Origin of the sequence: uncultured Albimonas sp. (assembly GCF_963977235.1) — a bacterium.
GTDB lineage: Bacteria > Pseudomonadota > Alphaproteobacteria > Rhodobacterales > Rhodobacteraceae > Albimonas.
Map to the genome: position 1 here is coordinate 1 of NZ_CAXBOD010000075.1, position 18,243 is coordinate 18,243.

Sequence of the window (18,243 nt, forward strand, 5' to 3'; positions counted from 1 at the left end):
CGCCCCCGGACGCGCCTCCCGCCCGCCCACCCCGGCGCGCCCGGGGGCGGCGCGCGGACGACGGCGGTCGCGCAGGGCCGACGGCCGGGCAGGGCGGGACGCAGAGCGATGGGCGGTCTGGCCTCGACGCGGCGACCACAGCCCGGGTGGGGCGCAGGGGAGCGAGGCCCCGCCGCAGTCAGGCCCCGCCGCAGTCAGGCCGCGCGCAGGAGGCGCAGGGCCGCGGCGCCGTAGCGGCGTTCGTCGAGGATCTCGAACCCCTCGGGCAGGGTCACGACGGCCTCGGCCGCCTCCTCCCAGCAGACCAGCGCGCCGGGCGCCAGCCAGCCGCCGTCGCGGGCCGAGGCGAGCGAGGCCTCGCCGAGCGACCGGCCGTAGGGGGGGTCGAGGAAGACCAGATCGTAGGCCTCGCCCCGGCAGGGGCCCAGGCGCGTGGCGTCGCGGCGGTAGATCTTGGTGGCCCCGGTCAGGCCCATCGCCTCGACATTGGCGCGGATCAGCGCCCGCGCCGCGCCGAGATCGTCGACGAACTGACAGCGCACGGCGCCCCGGCTCAGCGCCTCGAGCCCCAGCGCGCCGGTGCCGGCGAACAGGTCCAGCGCCCGCATGCCCTCGGGGGGGGCGGGCGTGGCGTAGCCGCCGTGGGCGAGCAGGTTGAACAGGGATTCCCGCATCCGGTCCGACGTCGGGCGCAGCCGCGCCTCGCCGCCGTCCTCGGCCACCCCGATCGAGGCCGGCGCGGCCAGTTTCGCCCCGCGGAAGCGGCCGCCGACGATGCGCACGCGCTCAGACCTCGCGCGCGGCGAGCGCGTCCAGGGCGTCGATCGCCTGGTCGATCTCCTCGGGCGAGGTGTAGTGCAGGAACGACAGGCGCAGCGCGCCGCTCTCGGGGTCGAGCCCCAGCGCCTTGATCAGGCGCCAGGCGTAGAAATGCCCGCCGCCGGCCATCACGCCCTTGGCGGCCAGACGCTCGGCCGCGGCCTCGCCGGGCATGCCGGCGGCGATCGCGATCGTGGGCGCGCGCAGCTCGGCCTCCGCCGGGCCCAGCAGCCGGTAGACCGGAGAGTCGACCAGATACTCGAGCAGGGGCGCGGAGAGCTGCGCCTCGCGTTGGCGGATCAGGGCGGTCACCCGGGCGCGGCGGGCGCGGGGATCGGGGTCGGCCTCGGGGAAATGGTGCAGGTCGAAGGCGTCGAGATACTGCGCCACCCCCGCCACGGCGGCGACCTGGGCGTGGTCGGGGCCGGCCGGCGTCAGGCGCTTGCCGGGCAGGTCGGCGTTGAAGAAATGGCCCTGGTTGCCCAGCGACATCGCGAGCTCGGGCGAGACGACCATCACGCCGAGGTGCGGCCCGAAGGTCTTGTAGGTCGAGAACAGGTAGACGTCCGCGCCGACCTCGCCCAGGTCCGGCAGGCCGTGGGGGGCGAGCGCCACCCCGTCGACCACGGTCGCCGCGCCGGCCTCGCGCGCCAGGGCGCAGACCTCGGCGGCGGGATTGATCTCGCCCACGATGTTGGAGCAGTGCGGGAAGGCCACCAGCTTGACCCGCCCGTCGGCCAGCAGCGGCGACAGCGCGGCCGGGTCGAGCCGCCCGTCCTTGTCCACCGGCCACTCGCGCACCTCGATGCCGCTCTCGGCGAGGCGACGCCAGGCGCCGGAGTTGGCCTCGTGGTCCTGCCCGGTGACCACCACGGCGTCGCCCTCGGCCCAGGTCTCGCGGAAGGCGCGGGCGAGGACATAGACGTTCAGCGTGGTCGAGGGGCCGAAATGGATCCAGTCGGCCGGCACGCCCAGCCAGGGGGCGAGGGACTCGGCGCTCTCGTCCATCTGCTCGCCCGCGGAGAGCGAGGCGGGATAGGGCGCGTAGGGCTGCACCTTGTTGCGCCGGTAGAACTCGGTCAGCCGGTCGACCACCTGCAGGCAGGGGTAGGAGCCGCCGGCGTTCTCGAAGAACGCCCAGCCGGTCAGCCGGGGCTCGGTGAAGGCGGGGAACTGGGCGCGCACGAACTCGATGTCGAAGACATCCTCGTCGGCGGCGGATCCGGAGCGGGAGAAACCGAACATCAGCAGTCCTGTCGAAGTCGCAGGCCCGAATAGGTATCCGAGCGGAACCGTCGGCGCCAGCGATTACGCCGCGTCGCCTGGCGCCGCAATGACGCGGCGCCGCATGACGAAACCGGTTTCCGCGTTCAGGCGACTCCGCGGGCCGCGCGCGCGTCCACGTCGTCGAAGAAACCGGCCAGTTCTCCCAGCACCTCGCGCCAGTGGCTGACCGGGCTGAGGTGGCCGGCGCCGGGGATGGTGCGCCGCCGCGCGCCGGGCACGGCGCCCTGGATGGCGTCGAGCACGGCCGAGGCGCGGGCCTCGGTCGTCTCGCCGTCGATCAGCATTACCGGCATCGCGAGACGCGCGAGGTCGCTGAGCTCGATCTGCCCCGGCGGGCGGCCCATCACCCAGGCGTTGTCCTCGCGCAGCAGGCGGAAGCAGCGCTTTGCGGCCTCGAAGCGTTCGGGCCCGCCGAACGGGTCGCGGCCGGGCGCGCCCCACTGGCCGACGAAGGCGCGCATGTCGGCCTCGAGCTCTGCGTCGTCCGCGGGGGGGGGCAGCACCTCGGGCTGCACGTGGGGCGGGTGGAGGAGGTGGAACAGCACCGGCTCGATCATGGTCAGGGAGGCGGCGAGTTCGGGCCGCTTCCAGGCCACCCGCGACAGCGTCGCGCCGCCCAGGCTGAGGCCGGCGAGGTGGATGGGGCTGTCGAAACGCTCGGCCAGCGTCGCGCAGACCTCGGCGGCGAAGAGCTGGGTGGACTCTCCTTCGGGCGGCGGATCGGAGCGGCCGTGGGCGGGCAGGTCGGGGGCGATGACGGGGCGGGTCTGTGCGAGCGCCGCCTGGATCGGCTTCCACAGCCCGCTGTGGGCCAGCGAGCAATGGGCCAGCAGCACCGGCACGCCGGGCTTGTCCATGCCCTCGGCCCGCCAGGTCACGCGGGCGCCGCGCAGCTCCGTCTCCGGCATCGTTCGCTCCCCTTAACTCTTCTCGGTCCGGGGCCACCTTGCCAGCCGGGGCGGGGAAGGCAAGGGCGCGCGAAGCGGCGCGGGCGGCCCTCGCGTCCGCTGCGCGTCCGCATCGCCCCGCCCGGCCGTCCCCCTCGGGGGGCCAGGGACCGGCGGGGCCGCGGGGACCCGGGGCGGGCGCCCGCCGCGGGGGCGCGGGGACGCAGCCGGGGGGCGGGGGCGCGGCGACGCAGCCGGCGGGCGGCGATGCGGCGACGGGCGCGCCGCGGCGGTCTTTGCAATCCCCCGTCCCGATGCTACGGGGACCGCAGGCGGCCGCCATCCCGGTCCACCGGGACGCCAGGCGGAGACCGGACGCCGGCGGAGGGGATCCATGAAGGCCGACATCAACCTCAAGCTCATCGCGGGCAACGCGAACATGGAGCTGGCGCAGGCCATCGCGCGCCGCATGTCCGTCTATCGCGGCATGCCGGTGGAGCTGGCCAACGCCCGCGTGGAGCGGTTCAACGACAAGGAGATCTTCGTCGAGATCTTCGACAACGTCCGCGGCGAGGACGTGTTCATCCTGCAGTCCACCTGCAATCCCGCCAACGACAACCTGATGGAGCTCCTGATCATCGCCGATGCGCTCAAGCGCAGCTCCGCCTCGCGGATCACGGCCGTGGTGCCCTACTTCGGCTATGCCCGCCAGGACCGGCGCACCGCGGCGCGCACGCCGATCAGCGCCAAGCTGGTCGCCAACCTGATGACCGAGGCCGGCATCGACCGGGTCCTGACGCTGGACCTGCACGCGGGCCAGATCCAGGGCTTCTTCGACATCCCCGTCGACAACCTCTACGCCTCGCCGGTCTTCGCGATGGACATCCGCCACCACTTCGAGGACCTCTCGAAGGTGACGATCATCTCGCCCGACGTCGGCGGCGTGGCCCGCGCGCGGGAACTGGCCAAGCGCCTCAACCTCGGGCTTGCAATCGTGGACAAGCGCCGCTCGCGCCCCGGCGAGGTCGACGAGATGACCATCATCGGCGAGGTCGAGGGCCGCACCTGCATCATCGTCGACGACATCTGCGACACCGCCGGAACGCTCTGCAAGGCCGCGGGCCTGCTGAAGGACAACGGGGCCGAGGCGGTCCACGCCTACATCACCCACGGCGTGCTCTCGGGCCCGGCGGTGGAGCGGGTGAAGGGCTCGGTGATGGAGAGCCTGGTGATCACCGACTCGATCCCGCTGTCGGACGAGGCCAGGGACGCCCACAACATCCGCACTGTCTCGGTGGCGCCGATGATGGCCCAGGCGATCCTGAACGTGGCCAACGACACCTCGGTCAGCTCGCTGTTCTCCGAGCAGACGCTGCGCCCGATCTACGAGGCGTTCTACCGCTTCGACTGAGGCTGCGGGTGTTCCTGCGCGATCCGACGGCCGGCCCCCTGGGCCGGCCGTCTGCGTTTCGGGGGCTCAGCCGGCCGCCGCCGGGTCGGGCGCCGGCCTCGTCTCGGCCGCCCCGCCGGAGCGGTCGCGCGCCAGCGCCACGATGACCAGCGCCGCCAGCGCCAGGACGGCCGAGAGGGCGAAGGGCGCGCCGGGCGCGCGGGGCGAGGCGCCGGGGCGGGCGAAGACCTCGAAGATCGCGGCGAACAGCGGCGGGGCGAGGGCCGCGGTCAGGCCCTGCAGGCTCGCCAGCACCCCCTGCAAACGGCCCTGGCGGTCGTCGGAGACGCGCGCGCTCATCATCGCGGCCATGGCCATGGGGGCGAGATCGCCGATCGCCACCAGCGGCAGGATCGCGAAGATCACCCAGACCGCGGGGCCCGTGGCGTAGATCCCCAGCGTCAGCACGCTGAACGCAAGCCCCATCAGAACCGTGTTGCGCATGCCGATCCGCGCGACGGTCCAGCCGAGGCCGAAGGCCTGGGCCGCCCCCATGACCAGCCCGAAAGCGGCCAGCGACAGGCCGACGCCGGCCGCGGTCCAGCCATGCAGCTCGATCAGGTAGAAGGCCCAGATCGCCGGGTAGACGTTGAAGGCGAACATGAAGACGGCCGAGGCGGCCAGCAGCGCCCCGATGCCGGGCAGGCGCGCGGCCTCGGCCAGCGCCGGAAACGGGTTGGCGCCGCGCCAGGAGAAGGCGCGCCGGCGATCCGCGGGCAGCGACTCGGGCAGCCAGATCAGCCCGGCGAGCGCGGCCGCGAGGCACAGGCCGGCGGCGGCCAGGAACGGCGCCCGCGGCCCCAGCGTCGCGAGCAGGCCCCCCAGCGCGGGCCCCGCCACGAAGCCCACGCCAAAGCCGCCCCCGATCCAGCCGAAGGCCGCGGCGCGTTTCTCGGGCGGGGTGACGTCGGCGACATAGGCCGCCGCGGTGGAGTAGGTGGCGCCGGCCATCCCGGCCACAGCGCGGGCCAGGATCAGCAGCCACAGGCTCTGCGCGGCGGCGGCAATCAGGTAGTCCAGCGACAGCGTCGCCAGCGCCGCGATCAGCACCGGCCGTCGGCCGAAGCGGTCCGACAGGTCCCCCAGCAGCGGCCCGCACAGGAACATCGCCGCGGCATAGGCAAAGACCATCCAGCCGCCCCAGGGGGCCGCCTGCGCCGTCGAGAGGCCCGAGATCTCGCGCAGCAGCTCGGGGATCACCGGCATCGCGAGACCGATGCCCATCGCGTCGACCGCCACCACCCCAACGGCGAAGACGATCCCTGCGCGAGGCGCGACGGGATCAGGCGCCCCGTGAGGCGAAGCGGGATCGGGCGCCCCGCGAGGGGCGACGTGGTCGGGCCCCCCGCGAGGGGCGACGTGATCGGGCGCCCCGCGAGGGGCGGCAGGAGGGGGCTCGGCGGAAGTCATCGCGGGCGGACCGGAACGGCGAGAGCGTGGGGACGGGACGCCAGGGGGCGCCGAGTCGGGCAAGCGCGCAGCCTAGTCGGCGCCGCCGCTCCGACAATCCCGCGCGCAAGGCGCGTCGGGCGCCCTCGAACCGGGGTGGGATTTGCGCAACGGCGCGCCGCGCCGCCTTGCGCTGCGCCGCCTTGGGCCGCGCGGCCTTGGGGCGAGCCCCGGGGCCGACCACGAAAAGGCCCCGCCCGGCAGGGTCCGGGCGGGGCCGTCGTCGCCATCCCGAAGGTGGGGGGACGCAGCGGGATGGCGACGATCTGCGGGCCTCAGAGCATGAAATCGTCCTGGGCCAGATCGCTCTTCTGCGTGTCGAGCAGCGTCAGCGTGTCGTCGCCGAAGGTCATCACCAGGTCGTCGCCGACGTTCTTGGAGGCCTCCTTGACCTCCTGCAGGCTGCCGAGGTCGAAGCTGCGCAGGTCGATCACGTCGCCCTCGACGCCGTCGAAGTCCCGGGCCACGTCATTTCCGGACTTGAACTGGAACAGGTCCGCGCCTGCGCCGCCCCGCATGATGTCGTCGCCGGCGCCGGCCTTGAGCCAGTCGTCGCCCGTGCCGCCCACCAGCTTGTCGTCGCCGCGACCGCCCACCAGCTTGTCGTCGTCGGCGCCGCCCTTGAGCGTGTCCTTGAGCAGGCCGCCGCGCAGCAGGTCCTCGCCGGTGAAGCCCACCAGGAAGTCGCGGCCCTGGCCGCCCTGCATGATGTCGCCGCCGCCGCCGCCATAGAGCTCATCGGCCCCGGCGCCGCCGAACAGGCGATCGTCCTCGCCGCCGCCGTACAGGATGTCGCTGCCGCGGTTGCCCATGATCACGTCGTCTTCGCCGCCGCCGTAAACCAGGTCGGCGCCCTTCTGACCCTTGATCAGGTCCTCGCCGTCGGCGCCGTAGATCTCGTCGGCTCCCTTGCGGGCGGTGATGAAATCGTCGCCCTCCAGACCGAAGATTTCGTCGTCGGCATTCGTGCCCTTGATGCGGTCGTCGCCGTCGTCGCCTCGAATGGCCATGGTGGTCTCCTTCCGTCGCTCGTTTCAGGACCGATGTTCAGGGCCTGTGGAGCCATGAGCTAGGGAGGCCGGGGGCCGCGCGCCAGAGCTCTCGGCGCCGGCAGGAGGAATGAATATCCATTTAAAACAGGGGGATATCCGCCTCGATCGCGCCCCGTTTGGGGCGGAATCGAGGCGCGGGAGCAGCCGTCCCGCGCCGCCTTTCCCGCCGCCGTCTCCTCGCCCCGCCGCGCCGCGCGAACGCCCTGGCCGTCGGTTCCCGCCGCGTCCGCAGCCTCTTGACGGGGCCGCGCGGCGCCCGCTCTCTCGCCGCGCTCGGGGCCCGGAACCGCCCGCCACAATCGCCCCGATCCGCCGCGATTGGGGCGGCTCCGCGGCCGGACCAAGCCGGCCGGATCCGCGCCCCGGCCTCCGGCGGCGAGCCGCGGACATGGGTCTTTCCACTGGATGGATGCCGGCGCCGCATTCGGGGCGGGCTCGGGGGCTCTCCCGTCTCTCCGGCGGCTTGCCGCGGGTCGCGATTCGGGGTAGAGGCACGCGCTCTACCGCATGGGCGCGCCGCCGATCTCCCTGGCCGCCCCGGTCCCGGATTCAGAGAGCCCCGGCGCGACCGGGGGAAAGACGCGCCATGAAGAACGACATCCATCCCGAATATCACGCCATCGAGGTCAAGCTCGTCGACGGCACGATCGTGCAGATGCGCTCCACCTGGGGCTCCGAGGGCGATACGCTGACCCTCGACGTCGATCCCTCGGTGCACCCGGCCTGGACCGGCGGCAGCTCGCGCCTGATGGACACCGGCGGCCGCGTCACGCGCTTCAAGAAGAAGTTCGCCGGCCTCGACTTCTGATCCCGCTCGGCCGGGCGCCCGCCCGGCCCGCGGTCGATCCGACGCCTTTCACGGCGCGCTCCCACCCCCGGGAGCGCGCCGTTCGCGTTGCGGGCGCCGCGCGCGCCCGATCCCGCGCGCCCTCCCGCCAGCCGCCCGCGGCGCCTCTGCGGCCGCGCCCCTGCGCAACAGGCGCAGGGGCCGGGGCGCGCCGCGGGCGAGGCGCCTGCCACGGGCGGGCGCGTCGCGCGGCGCTTCCTCCCCTGCCGGCGCCGCCCCCCGACCCGGCGACGCGACACCGCGCCCCCCGCGCCGGTTTCCCTCTGCGCCGCGTTGCCACCGCGGCCCGCACGCGCGATCATGTCGGCTCGCGAAGCGGCTGTTCACGTGGCCGCCGCGGCCTCTGGGGGCAGGCAGGCAGGAGCTCGGGCGCGTGGCCCATGTGATCGTGACCGGAAACGAGAAGGGCGGCTCGGGCAAGTCCACGACCGCCATGCACCTCTTCGCGGCCATCGCCCGCCAGGGCTTCCGCGTGGGCGCGATGGATCTCGACCTCCGCCAGACCACCTTCTTCCGCTATCTCGAGAACCGCGAGGCCTTCGCCCGCCGCACCGGCCAGGACCTGTCGATGCCCGAGCGCATCCGCCTGCAGCCCTCGACCCTGCGCGACCGGGTCGAGGCCGAGGCAGAGGAGGAGCGCTGGTTCACCCAGGCCCTCGCCACGCTCGACACGTCCTGCGAGTTCATCCTGATCGACTGTCCCGGCGCCGACAGTTTCTACAGCCAGATGGCGCACGCCTCGGCCGACACGCTGATCACCCCGATCAACGACAGCCTGGTCGACTTCGACATGCTGGCGCGCATGGACCCCGAGACGGGCAAGGTCCTGGGCCCCTCGATCTATTCCGAGATGGTCTGGCAGGCCCGCCGCCTGCGCGCGGGCGCGGGGCTCAAGCCCGTCGACTGGGTGGTGCTGCGCAACCGCCTCTCGCACATCGACGCGCGCAACAAGCGCAAGGTCGGCGACGCGCTCGAGCACCTGGCGAGGCGGATCGGCTACCGCCTGATCCCCGGCTTCTCCGAGCGGGTGATCTTCCGCGAGATGTTCCTCAACGGGCTGACCCTGCTCGACCTGCGCGACCAGGGGTTCGCGTTCTCGATGAGCCACGTGGCGGCCCGCCAGGAGATCCGCGACCTGGTCCGGGCCCTGAACCTCCCCGGCCTCGCCGAGGCCGCCTGAGGGGCGTCGCGCGCTCCCCACGCCACCCGTCCCTCTCCTGACCCGCCTCGGAAGCGCCGCGCGAGGGTTGCGCGTGGGGCGGGCGTCCGGCTCGCGGCGCAGGCCCGGCGCGGCGCCGCCTGGCGGAGGGGCGCCGGGGGGCGGGCGTCGCGCGCGGCCGGCAGGCAGCCGCGCCGGCGGCGGGCCGGGGGCGCCTGGAACGAGAAAGGGCCCGGGCGTGTCGCCCGGGCCCGTTGGTCCCGCAGGCGCCGGCCGGTCCTCCTGGGGAGAGGCGGCGGCGCCGAAGGGGCGCGCGGAGGCTCAGGGCCTCCGCGGCGGCAGCTGCAGGGCCAGGCCGAACTCGGTCGCCGGGCGACCGACGGGCAGCGCCGCCGCACGCGGCGCATAGCGCGTGCCGGTGTCCCGCACGGCCGCGTGGGCCGCGGCGGGCGCGATGGCCTTGCCCACGCGCGCCAGCAGCGACTGGGGCGGGGCGGGGCGCTCCTCGGGCACCGGGGCGGCGGCGACCACCGTGCCGGCGGTCACCGAGGCGGGCGGGATCACCTTGGCCATCCGCGGCGTGCGCGAGAAGCCCATGTCCATCAGCCGCGAGATCCGCTCGGTCCGGTCGGCCGAGCTGCGCGCGCCGAACACCGCCGCGATGACCCGCTGGTCCCCGCGGTGCGCGGAGGACACCAGGTTGAAGCCCGCCGCCCGGGTGTAGCCGGTCTTGATCCCGTCCGCGCCCGGATAGGCCGCCAGCAGCCGACGGTTGGTCGCGTAGACCGTCTTGCCCATCGCCGTGGTCTTCTTGCGCGAGAACAGGTTGTAGTACTCGGGGTGATCGAAGAACAGCCGCCGGCCGAGCGTCGCCATGTCCCGCGCGGTCGACAGGTGGCCGGCCTCGGTCAGGCCGTGGGGGTTCTTGAAGGTGGTGTTGGGCATCCCGAGGATCCGGGCCTTGGCCGTGGCCATACGCGCCCAGGCGTCCACCGAGCCCGCCGTCGCCTCGGCCAGCGCGGTCGCCGCGTCGTTGGCCGATTTCACCGCCGCCGCGCGCATCAGGTTGCGGATCGACACCCGCTCCCCCGCCCGCAGGCCGATGCGCGAGGGCGGCTGACGCGCCGCCTTCGACGACACCTTGACCGTCTGGTCCAGGCTCAGCCGACCCTCCTTCACCGCCTCGATGGCGAGGTAGAGGGTCATCATCTTGGTCAGGGATGCGGGGTGAAGCCGCGTGTCCGCGTTTTCGGCGTAAACCACCTCGCCGGTCCTGGCGTCCATCACCAGCGCTGCGTAGGGCGCCGCCTGCGCCGGGGTCGAAGCGAAGCTCCACACCGCCAGCAAAGCGAGCCCGATGGCCATCGCCAGGCGCGCCGGCGCCCCTGGTCTCGTCCGTCTCATAGCCGCCCTCGTTCGTTCCGTGCGCCGCTACGGCGCCTGTCCGTCTCACGCCTGCCGGCGCCTGGACCGCTTCATTCGTGCGATCTCTTCACAAAGCACCGTAACACGCTGTTGGGCAATTTTAAATCCCCGAGACGCGATTCGCGAAGTCGGCGCGAAACGGCGGCCGCGTGCTGCGTCGCGGCAATTTCCTTGACGCGACGCAGCATGAGGCGGTATCCCCTTCCGCGCAGCCATATAGGCCTGCGAGGATACCGCCTCCCGACCCCTTCGAGTCGGCTCGGCGGACCAGAGAATCGAGCCCTCGAGGAGCCGCCCCATGAACGCGATGTCCGACACCACCGCCCAGTTCGAGACCTTCGCCGCCGAAGCTCAGGCCAAGATGACCGAATCGATGGAGAAGATGGCCAAGTCCTTCGAGGACATGTCCGCCTTCGGTCAGGCCAGCCTGGACGCCTTCATGAAGTCCGCCAACATCGCCATGAAGTCGGCCGAGGAGATGAGCTCCGAGTCGCTGGCCTTCTCCAAGAAGTCGATGGAGGAGAGCGTCGCCGCCGCGAAGGATTTCGCCGCCTCCAAGTCGGTGATGGAGCTGATGGAGAAGCAGTCCGATTTCTCCAAGACCTTCTTCGACGGCTACATGAAGCAGGCGAGCAAGATGAACGAGATGGCCATGGCCGCCTCGAAGGACGCGATGGAGCCCCTCGCCGCCCGCGTCAGCGCCGCCGCCGACATGGCCAAGACCTCGGCCTGAGGTCCGGCCCCAGGCCCCGCCCGGGCCCGCCCCGGCGGGCGCCGCCGGCCCTCGCCGGCGCGGTCGGAGCGGATCGAGACGAAAAGGGGGCTCCGGCCCCCTTTTTCATTCGGCCGCGAGTCATATACTATCCAGCCATGCGCACAGCGACGACGATGGGCTTGGCCTTGGACCACGACCGTGAACCGATCCGGGATGAAGCGAGGGCCGGGGCGGAAGCCACCGGGCGCCCGGCGCCGCGCGCCGTGCCGACTCGCGCCCTGCCGCCCGTCCGCGCGGGCCGCCCCCGCGCCGCCGGCCCCTCCCGCCCCACCGACGATCCCGACGGCGTGCTGGCGGTCAAGCCGCGCACCCGTCCGCAGCGGCCCTCGATGTACAAGGTCCTGCTGCTGAACGACGACTACACCCCGATGGAGTTCGTGGTGCACGTGCTGGAGCGGTTCTTCGGCATCCGGCACGAGCAGGCGATCGAGATCATGCTGACCGTGCACCGCCGCGGCCTGGCCGTGGTCGGCGTGTTCCCCTTCGAGGTGGCCGAGACCAAGGTCACCCAGGTGATGGACTACGCCCAGCAGAACCAGCACCCCCTCCAGTGCACTATGGAGAAGGAGTGAGGGCCCGGGTTCGCGGCGCCGGCCCGCAGCGGCCCCTCCGCCCCGCGACCTGACGCCGCTCCCCTCACCCTCTCCTGCGGCCCCCGGCGCGCCTCTTGCGCGGCGCCGGCCCGGCCCCCAGATACCGCATCCCTCCAAGGCCGTCGGACGGATCCGACCCCGGGGCCCGATGTTCCGTTGCGGAACCTCTCCGTCCCGCCAAGCGCCACGCGGCGCCTGCGCAATGAGCGTGTCCTGCCTGCCGCATGGGCGCCTCTCAGGCACGCGAGCGCAAAAAAATGTGCGCGCGGTAACCCGCCCTTGATCCGTTGCTGACAAAGCCGAAGTTTAATGGTGCACTCAGGCCATGCCCGGGGCTCGAAGCTCGGGCGGGCCGGATCGCAGCCGCGCCCAGCCGGGTGCGGGTCCAGGCGGAAAGGTGACGCGCATGCCCTCGTTCTCGAAGACCCTTGAGGAAGCCATCCACTTCGCGCTGAGCCTCGCGAATGAGCGCAAGCACGAACTGGCCACCCTCGAGCATCTGCTGCTCGCCCTCATCGACGAGCCTGACGCGGCCCGCGTGATGAAGGCCTGCGGCGTCAACCTCGACACGCTGCGCGAGTCCCTGACCCGCTTCGTGGACAACGAGCTCGAGGCGCTGGTCTCGGACGTCGACGGCTCCGAGGCCGCGCCGACCACCGGGTTCCAGCGGGTGATCCAGCGCGCCGCCATCCACGTGCAGTCCTCGGGCCGCACCGAGGTCACCGGCGCCAACGTCCTCGTCGCCATCTTCGCCGAGCGCGAGTCCCACGCCGCCTTCTTCCTGCAGGAGCAGGACATGACCCGTTACGACGCGGTCAACTACATCTCCCACGGCGTGGCCAAGAACCCCGCCTATGGCGAGGCGCGCCCCGTGCGCGGCGCCGAGGAGGAGGAGCAGGCCTCCGGCCCCCGCTCCGAACCCAAGGAGGAGAAGGAGGAGACGGCGCTCGGCAAATACTGCGTCAACCTCAACGTCAAGGCGCGCAAGGGCGACGTCGACCCGCTGATCGGGCGCGAGCATGAGGTCGAGCGCGCGATCCAGGTCCTCTGCCGCCGGCGCAAGAACAACCCGCTGCTGGTGGGCGACCCCGGCGTCGGCAAGACCGCCATCGCCGAGGGCCTGGCCAAGAAGATCGTCGACGGGCAGACCCCCGACGTTCTCTCCGGCTCCACGATCTTCTCGCTCGACATGGGCGCGCTGCTCGCCGGCACCCGCTACCGCGGCGACTTCGAGGAGCGGCTGAAGGCCGTCGTGAAGGAGCTCGAGGAGCATCCCGACGCCATCCTCTTCATCGACGAGATCCACACCGTCATCGGCGCCGGCGCCACCTCGGGCGGGGCGATGGACGCCTCGAACCTGCTCAAGCCCGCGCTTCAGTCGGGCTCCCTGCGCTGCATGGGCTCGACCACCTACAAGGAGTTCCGCCAGCACTTCGAGAAGGACCGCGCCCTGTCCCGCCGGTTCCAGAAGATCGACGTGTATGAGCCGACGGTCGAGGACACGATCAAGATCCTCAAGGGCCTCAAGCCCTATTTCGAGGAACACCACGACATCCGCTACACGCAGGAGGCGATCAAGGTCGCGGTCGAGCTCTCGGCCCGCTACATCAACGACCGCAAGCTGCCCGACAAGGCCATCGACGTGATCGACGAGGCCGGGGCCTACCAGCACCTGATGCCCGACTCCAAGCGCCGCAAGACGATCACCCCCAAGGAGATCGAGGAGGTCGTCGCCAAGATCGCCCGCATCCCGCCGAAGTCCGTCTCCAAGGACGACGCCGAGACGCTGCGGGATCTGGAGGCGAGCCTCAAGCGCGTGGTGTTCGGTCAGGACGCGGCCATCGAGTCCCTCGCCTCGGCGATCAAACTCTCCCGCGCGGGCCTGCGCGAGCCGGAAAAACCCATCGGCAACTACCTGTTCGCCGGCCCCACCGGCGTCGGCAAGACCGAGGTCGCCAAGCAGCTCTCCGAGACGCTGGGCGTGGAACTGCTGCGCTTCGACATGTCGGAATACATGGAGAAGCACTCGGTCTCCCGCCTGATCGGCGCCCCTCCGGGCTATGTCGGCTTCGACCAGGGCGGCCTGCTGACCGACGGCATCGACCAGCATCCGCACTGCGTGCTGCTGCTCGACGAGATCGAGAAGGCCCACCCGGACGTGTTCAACATCCTGCTGCAGGTGATGGACCACGGCCGGCTGACCGACCACAACGGCAAGACGGTGGATTTCCGCAACGTGGTCCTGATCATGACCTCGAACGCCGGCGCCTCGGAACTGGCGAAATCCGCGATCGGCTTCGGCCGCGACCGGCGCGAGGGCGAGGACACCGCGGCCATCGAGCGGACCTTCACGCCGGAGTTCCGCAACCGTCTCGACGCGATCATCTCCTTCGGCCCGCTGCCCAAGGAGGTCATCCTGCAGGTGGTCGAGAAGTTCGTCCTGCAGCTCGAGGCTCAGCTTCTGGACCGCGGCGTCTCGATCGAGCTCACCAAGCCGGCGGCCGAGTGGCTGGCCGAGAAGGGTTACGACGACCGCATGGGCGCCCGCCCGCTCGGCCGCGTGATCCAGGAGCATATCAAGAAGCCGCTCGCCGAGGAGCTGCTGTTCGGCAAGCTCACCAAGGGCGGCCTGGTGAAGGTGGCGATCAAGGACGGCGCGCTCGACCTCCAGATCTCCCAGCCCACCAAGACGCTCGCCGGCGACAAGAAGCCCCCGCTGCTGACCGCCGAGTAAGGCGGGGCGCAGGTCCAGAACAGAAACGCCCGGCGGGGTCCCCCGCCGGGCGTTCTCGTTTTCGGCGCGCGCCGCGGCCCTCAGGCCGTGGGACGACGGGCGATGACCTTGATCTCGAAATCGAATCCCGACAGCCAGTTAACGCCGACCGCCGTCCAGTTGGGATAGGGCGCGGCCGGGAAAATGCGGGACTTCACCGCCATCACCGTCTCGAACTGACGCTCGGGGTCGGTGTGGAAGGTGGTGATGTCGACGATGTCCTCCAGCCCGCAGCCCGCCGCGTCGAGCACGGCGACAAGATTGTCGAACGCGGTCTGGACCTGTTTCTCGAAATCGGGCTCCGGCGTGCCGTCCTGGCGGCTGCCGACCTGGCCGGAGACGAAGACCAGGTCGCCGGAGCGGATCGCGGCCGAGTAGCCGTGCGTCTCGTAAAGCGCGTGCCGGCCGGCGGGGAAGATGGGTTCGTTGCGGGTCATGAGAGGCCTCGGTGCAGGGGAATCGCCTCGGGAGGCGAACTGGGATACGGTGCGTATGTGAGATATTTCGCATACGCCGCGTATGTCAAGAACCACGCCGCAAGGCGGAGGAGCGAAGATGGCCGCCACACGGGCGCAGAAGATGGAAGAAACCCGCGCGAAGCTGATCAAGGCGGCGAGAAAAGCCTTTGCAGAGAAAGGCTTCGCGGCCGCCTCGATGGATGACCTGACCGCCGAGGCGGGTCTGACGCGCGGCGCGCTCTATCACAATTTCGGGGACAAGAAGGGCCTGCTGGCCGCCGTCGTGGACCAGATCGACAGCGAGATGGCCCAGAGCGCCATGGCCGAGGCCGAGCGCAAAGGCGGCGACGCGTGGGACAAGCTGCTGGCCGAAGGCTCCGCCTACATCGCCGCGGCGCTGGTCCCCGAGGTCCGGCGAATCGTGCTGCTGGACGGTCCCGCGGTGCTGGGCGACCCCTCGCACTGGCCCAGCCAGAACAAGTGCCTGGCCGCAACCATGCAGAGCCTCGAGGCCCTGGCGGCGCAGGGCGCGATCAAGCCGGTGGACATCGAGGCCTCGGCGCGACTCCTGGCAGGCGCCGCGCTGAACGCGGCGCTCTGGGTCGCTGCGAACGAGCGGCCCTCCGACGTGCTGGGCAAGGCTGTCGAGGCGTTCGAGCACCTCGCCTCGGGGCTGCTCGCGCAGGCCCCCGCGCTCCCGATTAAATCAATCGATCGGATTTAACCCGACGTCCCGAGTGTTCCAGAATGAGCCACCCGCCGCTCGCCCGGCGCCTCAGCCGATCTCGTCCATCGCCTGCGCCATCTTCACGTCCCGCTCGCTGAGCCCGCCCACGTCGTGGCTGGTCAGCGTCACCTCGACGGTCTTGTAGACGTTGGACCACTCGGGGTGGTGGTCCATCTTCTCGGCCATCAGGGCGACGCGGGTCATCCAGCCGAAGGCCTCGGAAAAGTCCTTGAACGTGAAGACCTTGTGCAGCGCGTCGCGGCCTTCAAGCAGCTTCCAGCCGCCGTCGAACAGGGTCGCGAGCGTGGTCTCGCGGGTGTCGGGATCCAGCGTCTCGGGCATCAGTCGTGCTCCTCGATGTCCTGGGTGAGGTCGGATTTGCGGAACGGCGAGCGTTCGGACAGCCAGGCGATCTCGTCGCCCACCGCCTCGCGCTCGGCCTCGAGGTATTCCGCCACGGCGCGGCGGAACCCGGCGTCGGCGATCCAGTGCAAAGAGTGCGTCTTTACAGGGAGATAGCCGCGGGCGAGCTTGTGCTCGCCCTGGGCGCCGGCCTCCACCGTCTCCAGGCCGTGGGCGATGGCCCAGTCGATGGCCTGGTAGTAGCAGAGTTCGAAATGCAGGCAGGGGTGATGCTCGGTGCAGCCCCAGTAGCGGCCGAAAAGCGACTCGGCGCCGATGAAATTCAGGGCGCCGGCGACGGGGCGGCCGTCGCGCTCGGCCAGGACCAGCAGGGTCTCGTCGCGCAGGCTCTCCTGCAGGCGGTTGAAGAAGTCCCGCGTCAGGTAGGGCGTGCCCCACTTGCGGCTGCCGGTGTCCTGATAGAAGCGCCAGAAGGCGTCCCAGTGCTCGGGCTCCAGCGCATCGCCCGTGAGCGCCCGGATGGTCAGGCCCGAGTCCGTCGCCTCGCGCCGCTCCCGCCGGATCTGCTTGCGTTTGCGCGAGGAGAGGTCGGCGAGGAACCCCTCGAAATCCGCGTAGCCGCGGTTGCGCCAGTGGAACTGCTCTCCGGTGCGCTGCAGGAGGCCGACCTCGGCGCCCATCGCCCACTCGTCCTCCTCGCAGAAGGTGATGTGCAGCGAGGAGAGGCCGTTCGAGGCGGTGATCTGCACCGCCCCCTGCACCAGCGCCGAGACCACGGCGGCCCGGTTCTCGCCCGGCGCCGCGAGGAAGCGGCGGCCGGTGGCCGGCGTGAAGGGCACCGCGGCCTGCAGCTTGGGGTAATACTCGCCGCCCGCCCGCTCATAGGCGTGGGCCCAGGCGTGGTCGAAGACATACTCGCCCTGGCTGTGGCCCTTGGCATAGAGCGGCATGACCCCGATCACTCGGCCCCCGAGCCGCGCCACCAGATGCCGCGGCGCCCAGCCAGAGCCCCGCCCGACCGAGCGGCTGTCCTCCAGCGCCTTCAGGAAGCGATGGGTGAGGAACGGGTTCTCGGGCGGGCGGCCGGGCGCGCCTTCGGGGTCGGCGCACCGGTCCCAGTCCTGCGCGTCGATCTCGTCGATCGAGGTCAGGGCGGTGATCTCGACGACATCGGCGCCGTCCATGGCGAACCTCCCGCTGCTCCTGGTCTCAGGATGGGGGCGCGGGCCGGCCGGTCAATGGCCAGCGCGGCGCGTTGCAGGGTCGCGGGGGCGCGCAGGCGCCCTCAGGAAGCGGGCCCCGGTGGCGCGAGTTGGCAGCTGTCAACTCGCGCGAGGGGCGTCAGGGGCGGTAGCCCTCGAAGGTGACGTTGTCGACATGGGGCCGGGCGGCGGCGTCGTCGGCCGGGCTGCGGGTGGTCCAGCACAGCACCGGCAGCCCGGTCTCGCGCAGGGCGCGGGTGCGGGGGGTTGGCAGGTCCTTCCAGTGGAAGGAGCAGAAGCCGCAGCCCGAGGCCTCGAACATGCGCATTCCGGTCAGGTCGGCGCGCTGTTCGGCCGTCAGGCCGCGGCCGTCGGCGTCCCGGTCCCAGTCCATCGAGACGAGGCCGCGGGGGATCTGCGGGGCGTTGGCGTGAAACCAGGCGATGGCGCGCGGATCGAAGCTCATCACCGCCACGGGGCCGCCGCCGCGGGCGGCATGGGCGGCGATCAGCCCGGCCGCGCGGGATTCCAGCGGACCCACCCCCACCGTGTCGGCCTGCCGCTTGATCTCCACCAGCAGGGGGGCCTCGCCGGCGGCCTCGAGCGCCTGGGCGAAATTGGGGATGCGGGCCTGGGGCGCCGCGCCGGTCAGGGCCAGGGCGGTCAGCTCGGCGGCGGGGCGTGCGCGCACCGGGCCCGTGGCGCCGGTCAGCCGGTCGAGGTCGTCGTCGTGAAAGCACATCGCCTCCCCGTCGGACGCGATCTGCAGGTCGATCTCGCACCCGTAGCCCGCGGCGGCGGCGGCGCGGATCGCGGGCAGCGAGTTCTCGATCACGCCCGCGGCGCGGTCGTGCAGGCCGCGGTGGGCGATGGGCCGGTCGAGGAAGCCGGCGGGCAGGGCAGGCATCGGGTCATCCGTCCGAACGCTGGAGTCAGGGCCGCGGCCCCCCGCCGCCCGCGGCTTGCGCAGGGGCGGG

At 71.9% G+C, this 18,243-nt stretch carries 16 protein-coding genes and 1 pseudogene; 7 read left to right on the top strand and 10 right to left on the bottom strand.

The genetic code is table 11. From position 1 onward, the window contains the following. Positions 1-194: 194 nt before the first annotated feature. The 3 genes from rsmD to AAC134_RS21230 form a co-directional block, all read right to left on the bottom strand. The gene (rsmD, locus tag AAC134_RS21220) at positions 195-782 is read right to left on the bottom strand and encodes a 16S rRNA (guanine(966)-N(2))-methyltransferase RsmD (protein WP_339951316.1); all 588 of its coding nucleotides are present in this window, start codon (positions 780-782) and stop codon (positions 195-197) included. 4 nt (positions 783-786) lie between these two features. Then, positions 787-2,064, bottom strand: coding sequence for an aminotransferase class V-fold PLP-dependent enzyme (locus AAC134_RS21225; RefSeq protein WP_339951318.1), 1,278 nt, complete (start codon positions 2,062-2,064; stop codon positions 787-789). Positions 2,065-2,189: 125 nt separating this feature from the next. Next, positions 2,190-3,014: an alpha/beta fold hydrolase gene (locus AAC134_RS21230; RefSeq protein WP_339951320.1), complete on the bottom strand. Its 825-nt coding sequence runs from the start codon at positions 3,012-3,014 to the stop codon at positions 2,190-2,192. A 373-nt stretch (positions 3,015-3,387) separates the two neighbouring features. On the opposite strand from AAC134_RS21230, the gene AAC134_RS21235 reads away from it, so the two are divergent. Next, complete coding sequence (locus AAC134_RS21235) at positions 3,388-4,404, top strand: ribose-phosphate pyrophosphokinase (protein WP_339951322.1); 1,017 nt, start codon at positions 3,388-3,390, stop codon at positions 4,402-4,404. Between the two features lie 66 nt (positions 4,405-4,470). Here the strand turns inward: AAC134_RS21235 and AAC134_RS21240 are convergent, their stop codons facing one another. Both AAC134_RS21240 and AAC134_RS21245 read right to left on the bottom strand, forming a co-directional pair. Further along, on the bottom strand, positions 4,471-5,853 hold the full coding sequence (locus AAC134_RS21240; RefSeq protein ID WP_339951324.1) for an MFS transporter: 1,383 nt from the start codon (positions 5,851-5,853) through the stop codon (positions 4,471-4,473). A 314-nt stretch (positions 5,854-6,167) separates the two neighbouring features. Next, entirely contained in the window at positions 6,168-6,902 is a 735-nt protein-coding gene (locus tag AAC134_RS21245; RefSeq protein WP_339951326.1) for a calcium-binding protein, read from the bottom strand. Positions 6,903-7,530: 628 nt separating this feature from the next. Between AAC134_RS21245 and rpmE the strand changes: the two genes are divergently transcribed. Continuing rightward, positions 7,531-7,752 carry a 50S ribosomal protein L31 gene (gene rpmE, locus AAC134_RS21250; protein WP_339951329.1) on the top strand — a complete coding sequence of 74 codons (222 nt, stop codon included), beginning with the start codon at positions 7,531-7,533 and terminating at the stop codon, positions 7,750-7,752. Between the two features lie 412 nt (positions 7,753-8,164). After that, complete coding sequence (locus AAC134_RS21255) at positions 8,165-8,971, top strand: division plane positioning ATPase MipZ (protein WP_339951331.1); 807 nt, start codon at positions 8,165-8,167, stop codon at positions 8,969-8,971. Positions 8,972-9,523: 552 nt separating this feature from the next. On the opposite strand, the pseudogene AAC134_RS21260 reads toward AAC134_RS21255, so the two are convergent. Beyond that, positions 9,524-10,315, bottom strand: a pseudogene (locus AAC134_RS21260) (D-alanyl-D-alanine carboxypeptidase family protein); the annotation flags it as partial. 358 nt (positions 10,316-10,673) lie between these two features. Between AAC134_RS21260 and AAC134_RS21265 the strand changes: the two are divergent. From AAC134_RS21265 to clpA, 3 genes are all read left to right on the top strand, one after another. Further along, entirely contained in the window at positions 10,674-11,108 is a 435-nt protein-coding gene (locus AAC134_RS21265; RefSeq protein WP_339951333.1) for a phasin family protein, read from the top strand. Between the two features lie 329 nt (positions 11,109-11,437). Beyond that, entirely contained in the window at positions 11,438-11,722 is a 285-nt protein-coding gene (clpS, locus tag AAC134_RS21270) for an ATP-dependent Clp protease adapter ClpS (protein WP_339951347.1), read from the top strand. A gap of 427 nt (positions 11,723-12,149) precedes the next feature. Further along, entirely contained in the window at positions 12,150-14,477 is a 2,328-nt protein-coding gene (gene clpA, locus AAC134_RS21275; protein WP_339951335.1) for an ATP-dependent Clp protease ATP-binding subunit ClpA, read from the top strand. Between the two features lie 80 nt (positions 14,478-14,557). Here clpA and AAC134_RS21280 read toward each other — a convergent pair whose 3' ends face one another. Beyond that, positions 14,558-14,953, bottom strand: coding sequence for a RidA family protein (locus AAC134_RS21280; RefSeq protein WP_339951337.1), 396 nt, complete (start codon positions 14,951-14,953; stop codon positions 14,558-14,560). 118 nt (positions 14,954-15,071) lie between these two features. Here AAC134_RS21280 and AAC134_RS21285 point away from each other — a divergent pair, with 118 nt between their 5' ends. Next, complete coding sequence (locus AAC134_RS21285; protein WP_339951339.1) at positions 15,072-15,698, top strand: TetR/AcrR family transcriptional regulator; 627 nt, start codon at positions 15,072-15,074, stop codon at positions 15,696-15,698. A gap of 51 nt (positions 15,699-15,749) precedes the next feature. On the opposite strand, the gene AAC134_RS21290 is transcribed toward AAC134_RS21285, so the two are convergent. The 3 genes from AAC134_RS21290 to AAC134_RS21300 all read right to left on the bottom strand — a co-directional run bounded on the left by AAC134_RS21290 (position 15,750) and on the right by AAC134_RS21300 (position 18,173). After that, a complete protein-coding gene (locus tag AAC134_RS21290) occupies positions 15,750-16,043 on the bottom strand; it encodes a 4a-hydroxytetrahydrobiopterin dehydratase (RefSeq protein ID WP_339951341.1) in 294 nt (97 codons plus the stop codon). Beyond that, complete coding sequence (locus tag AAC134_RS21295) at positions 16,043-17,248, bottom strand: GNAT family N-acetyltransferase (RefSeq protein WP_339951343.1); 1,206 nt, start codon at positions 17,246-17,248, stop codon at positions 16,043-16,045. Before AAC134_RS21295 ends, AAC134_RS21290 begins: the two co-directional genes overlap by 1 nt. A 157-nt stretch (positions 17,249-17,405) precedes the next feature. Then, positions 17,406-18,173, bottom strand: a complete 768-nt coding sequence (locus tag AAC134_RS21300) for a glycerophosphodiester phosphodiesterase family protein (protein ID WP_339951345.1) — start codon at positions 18,171-18,173, stop codon at positions 17,406-17,408. Positions 18,174-18,243: the final 70 nt, after the last annotated feature.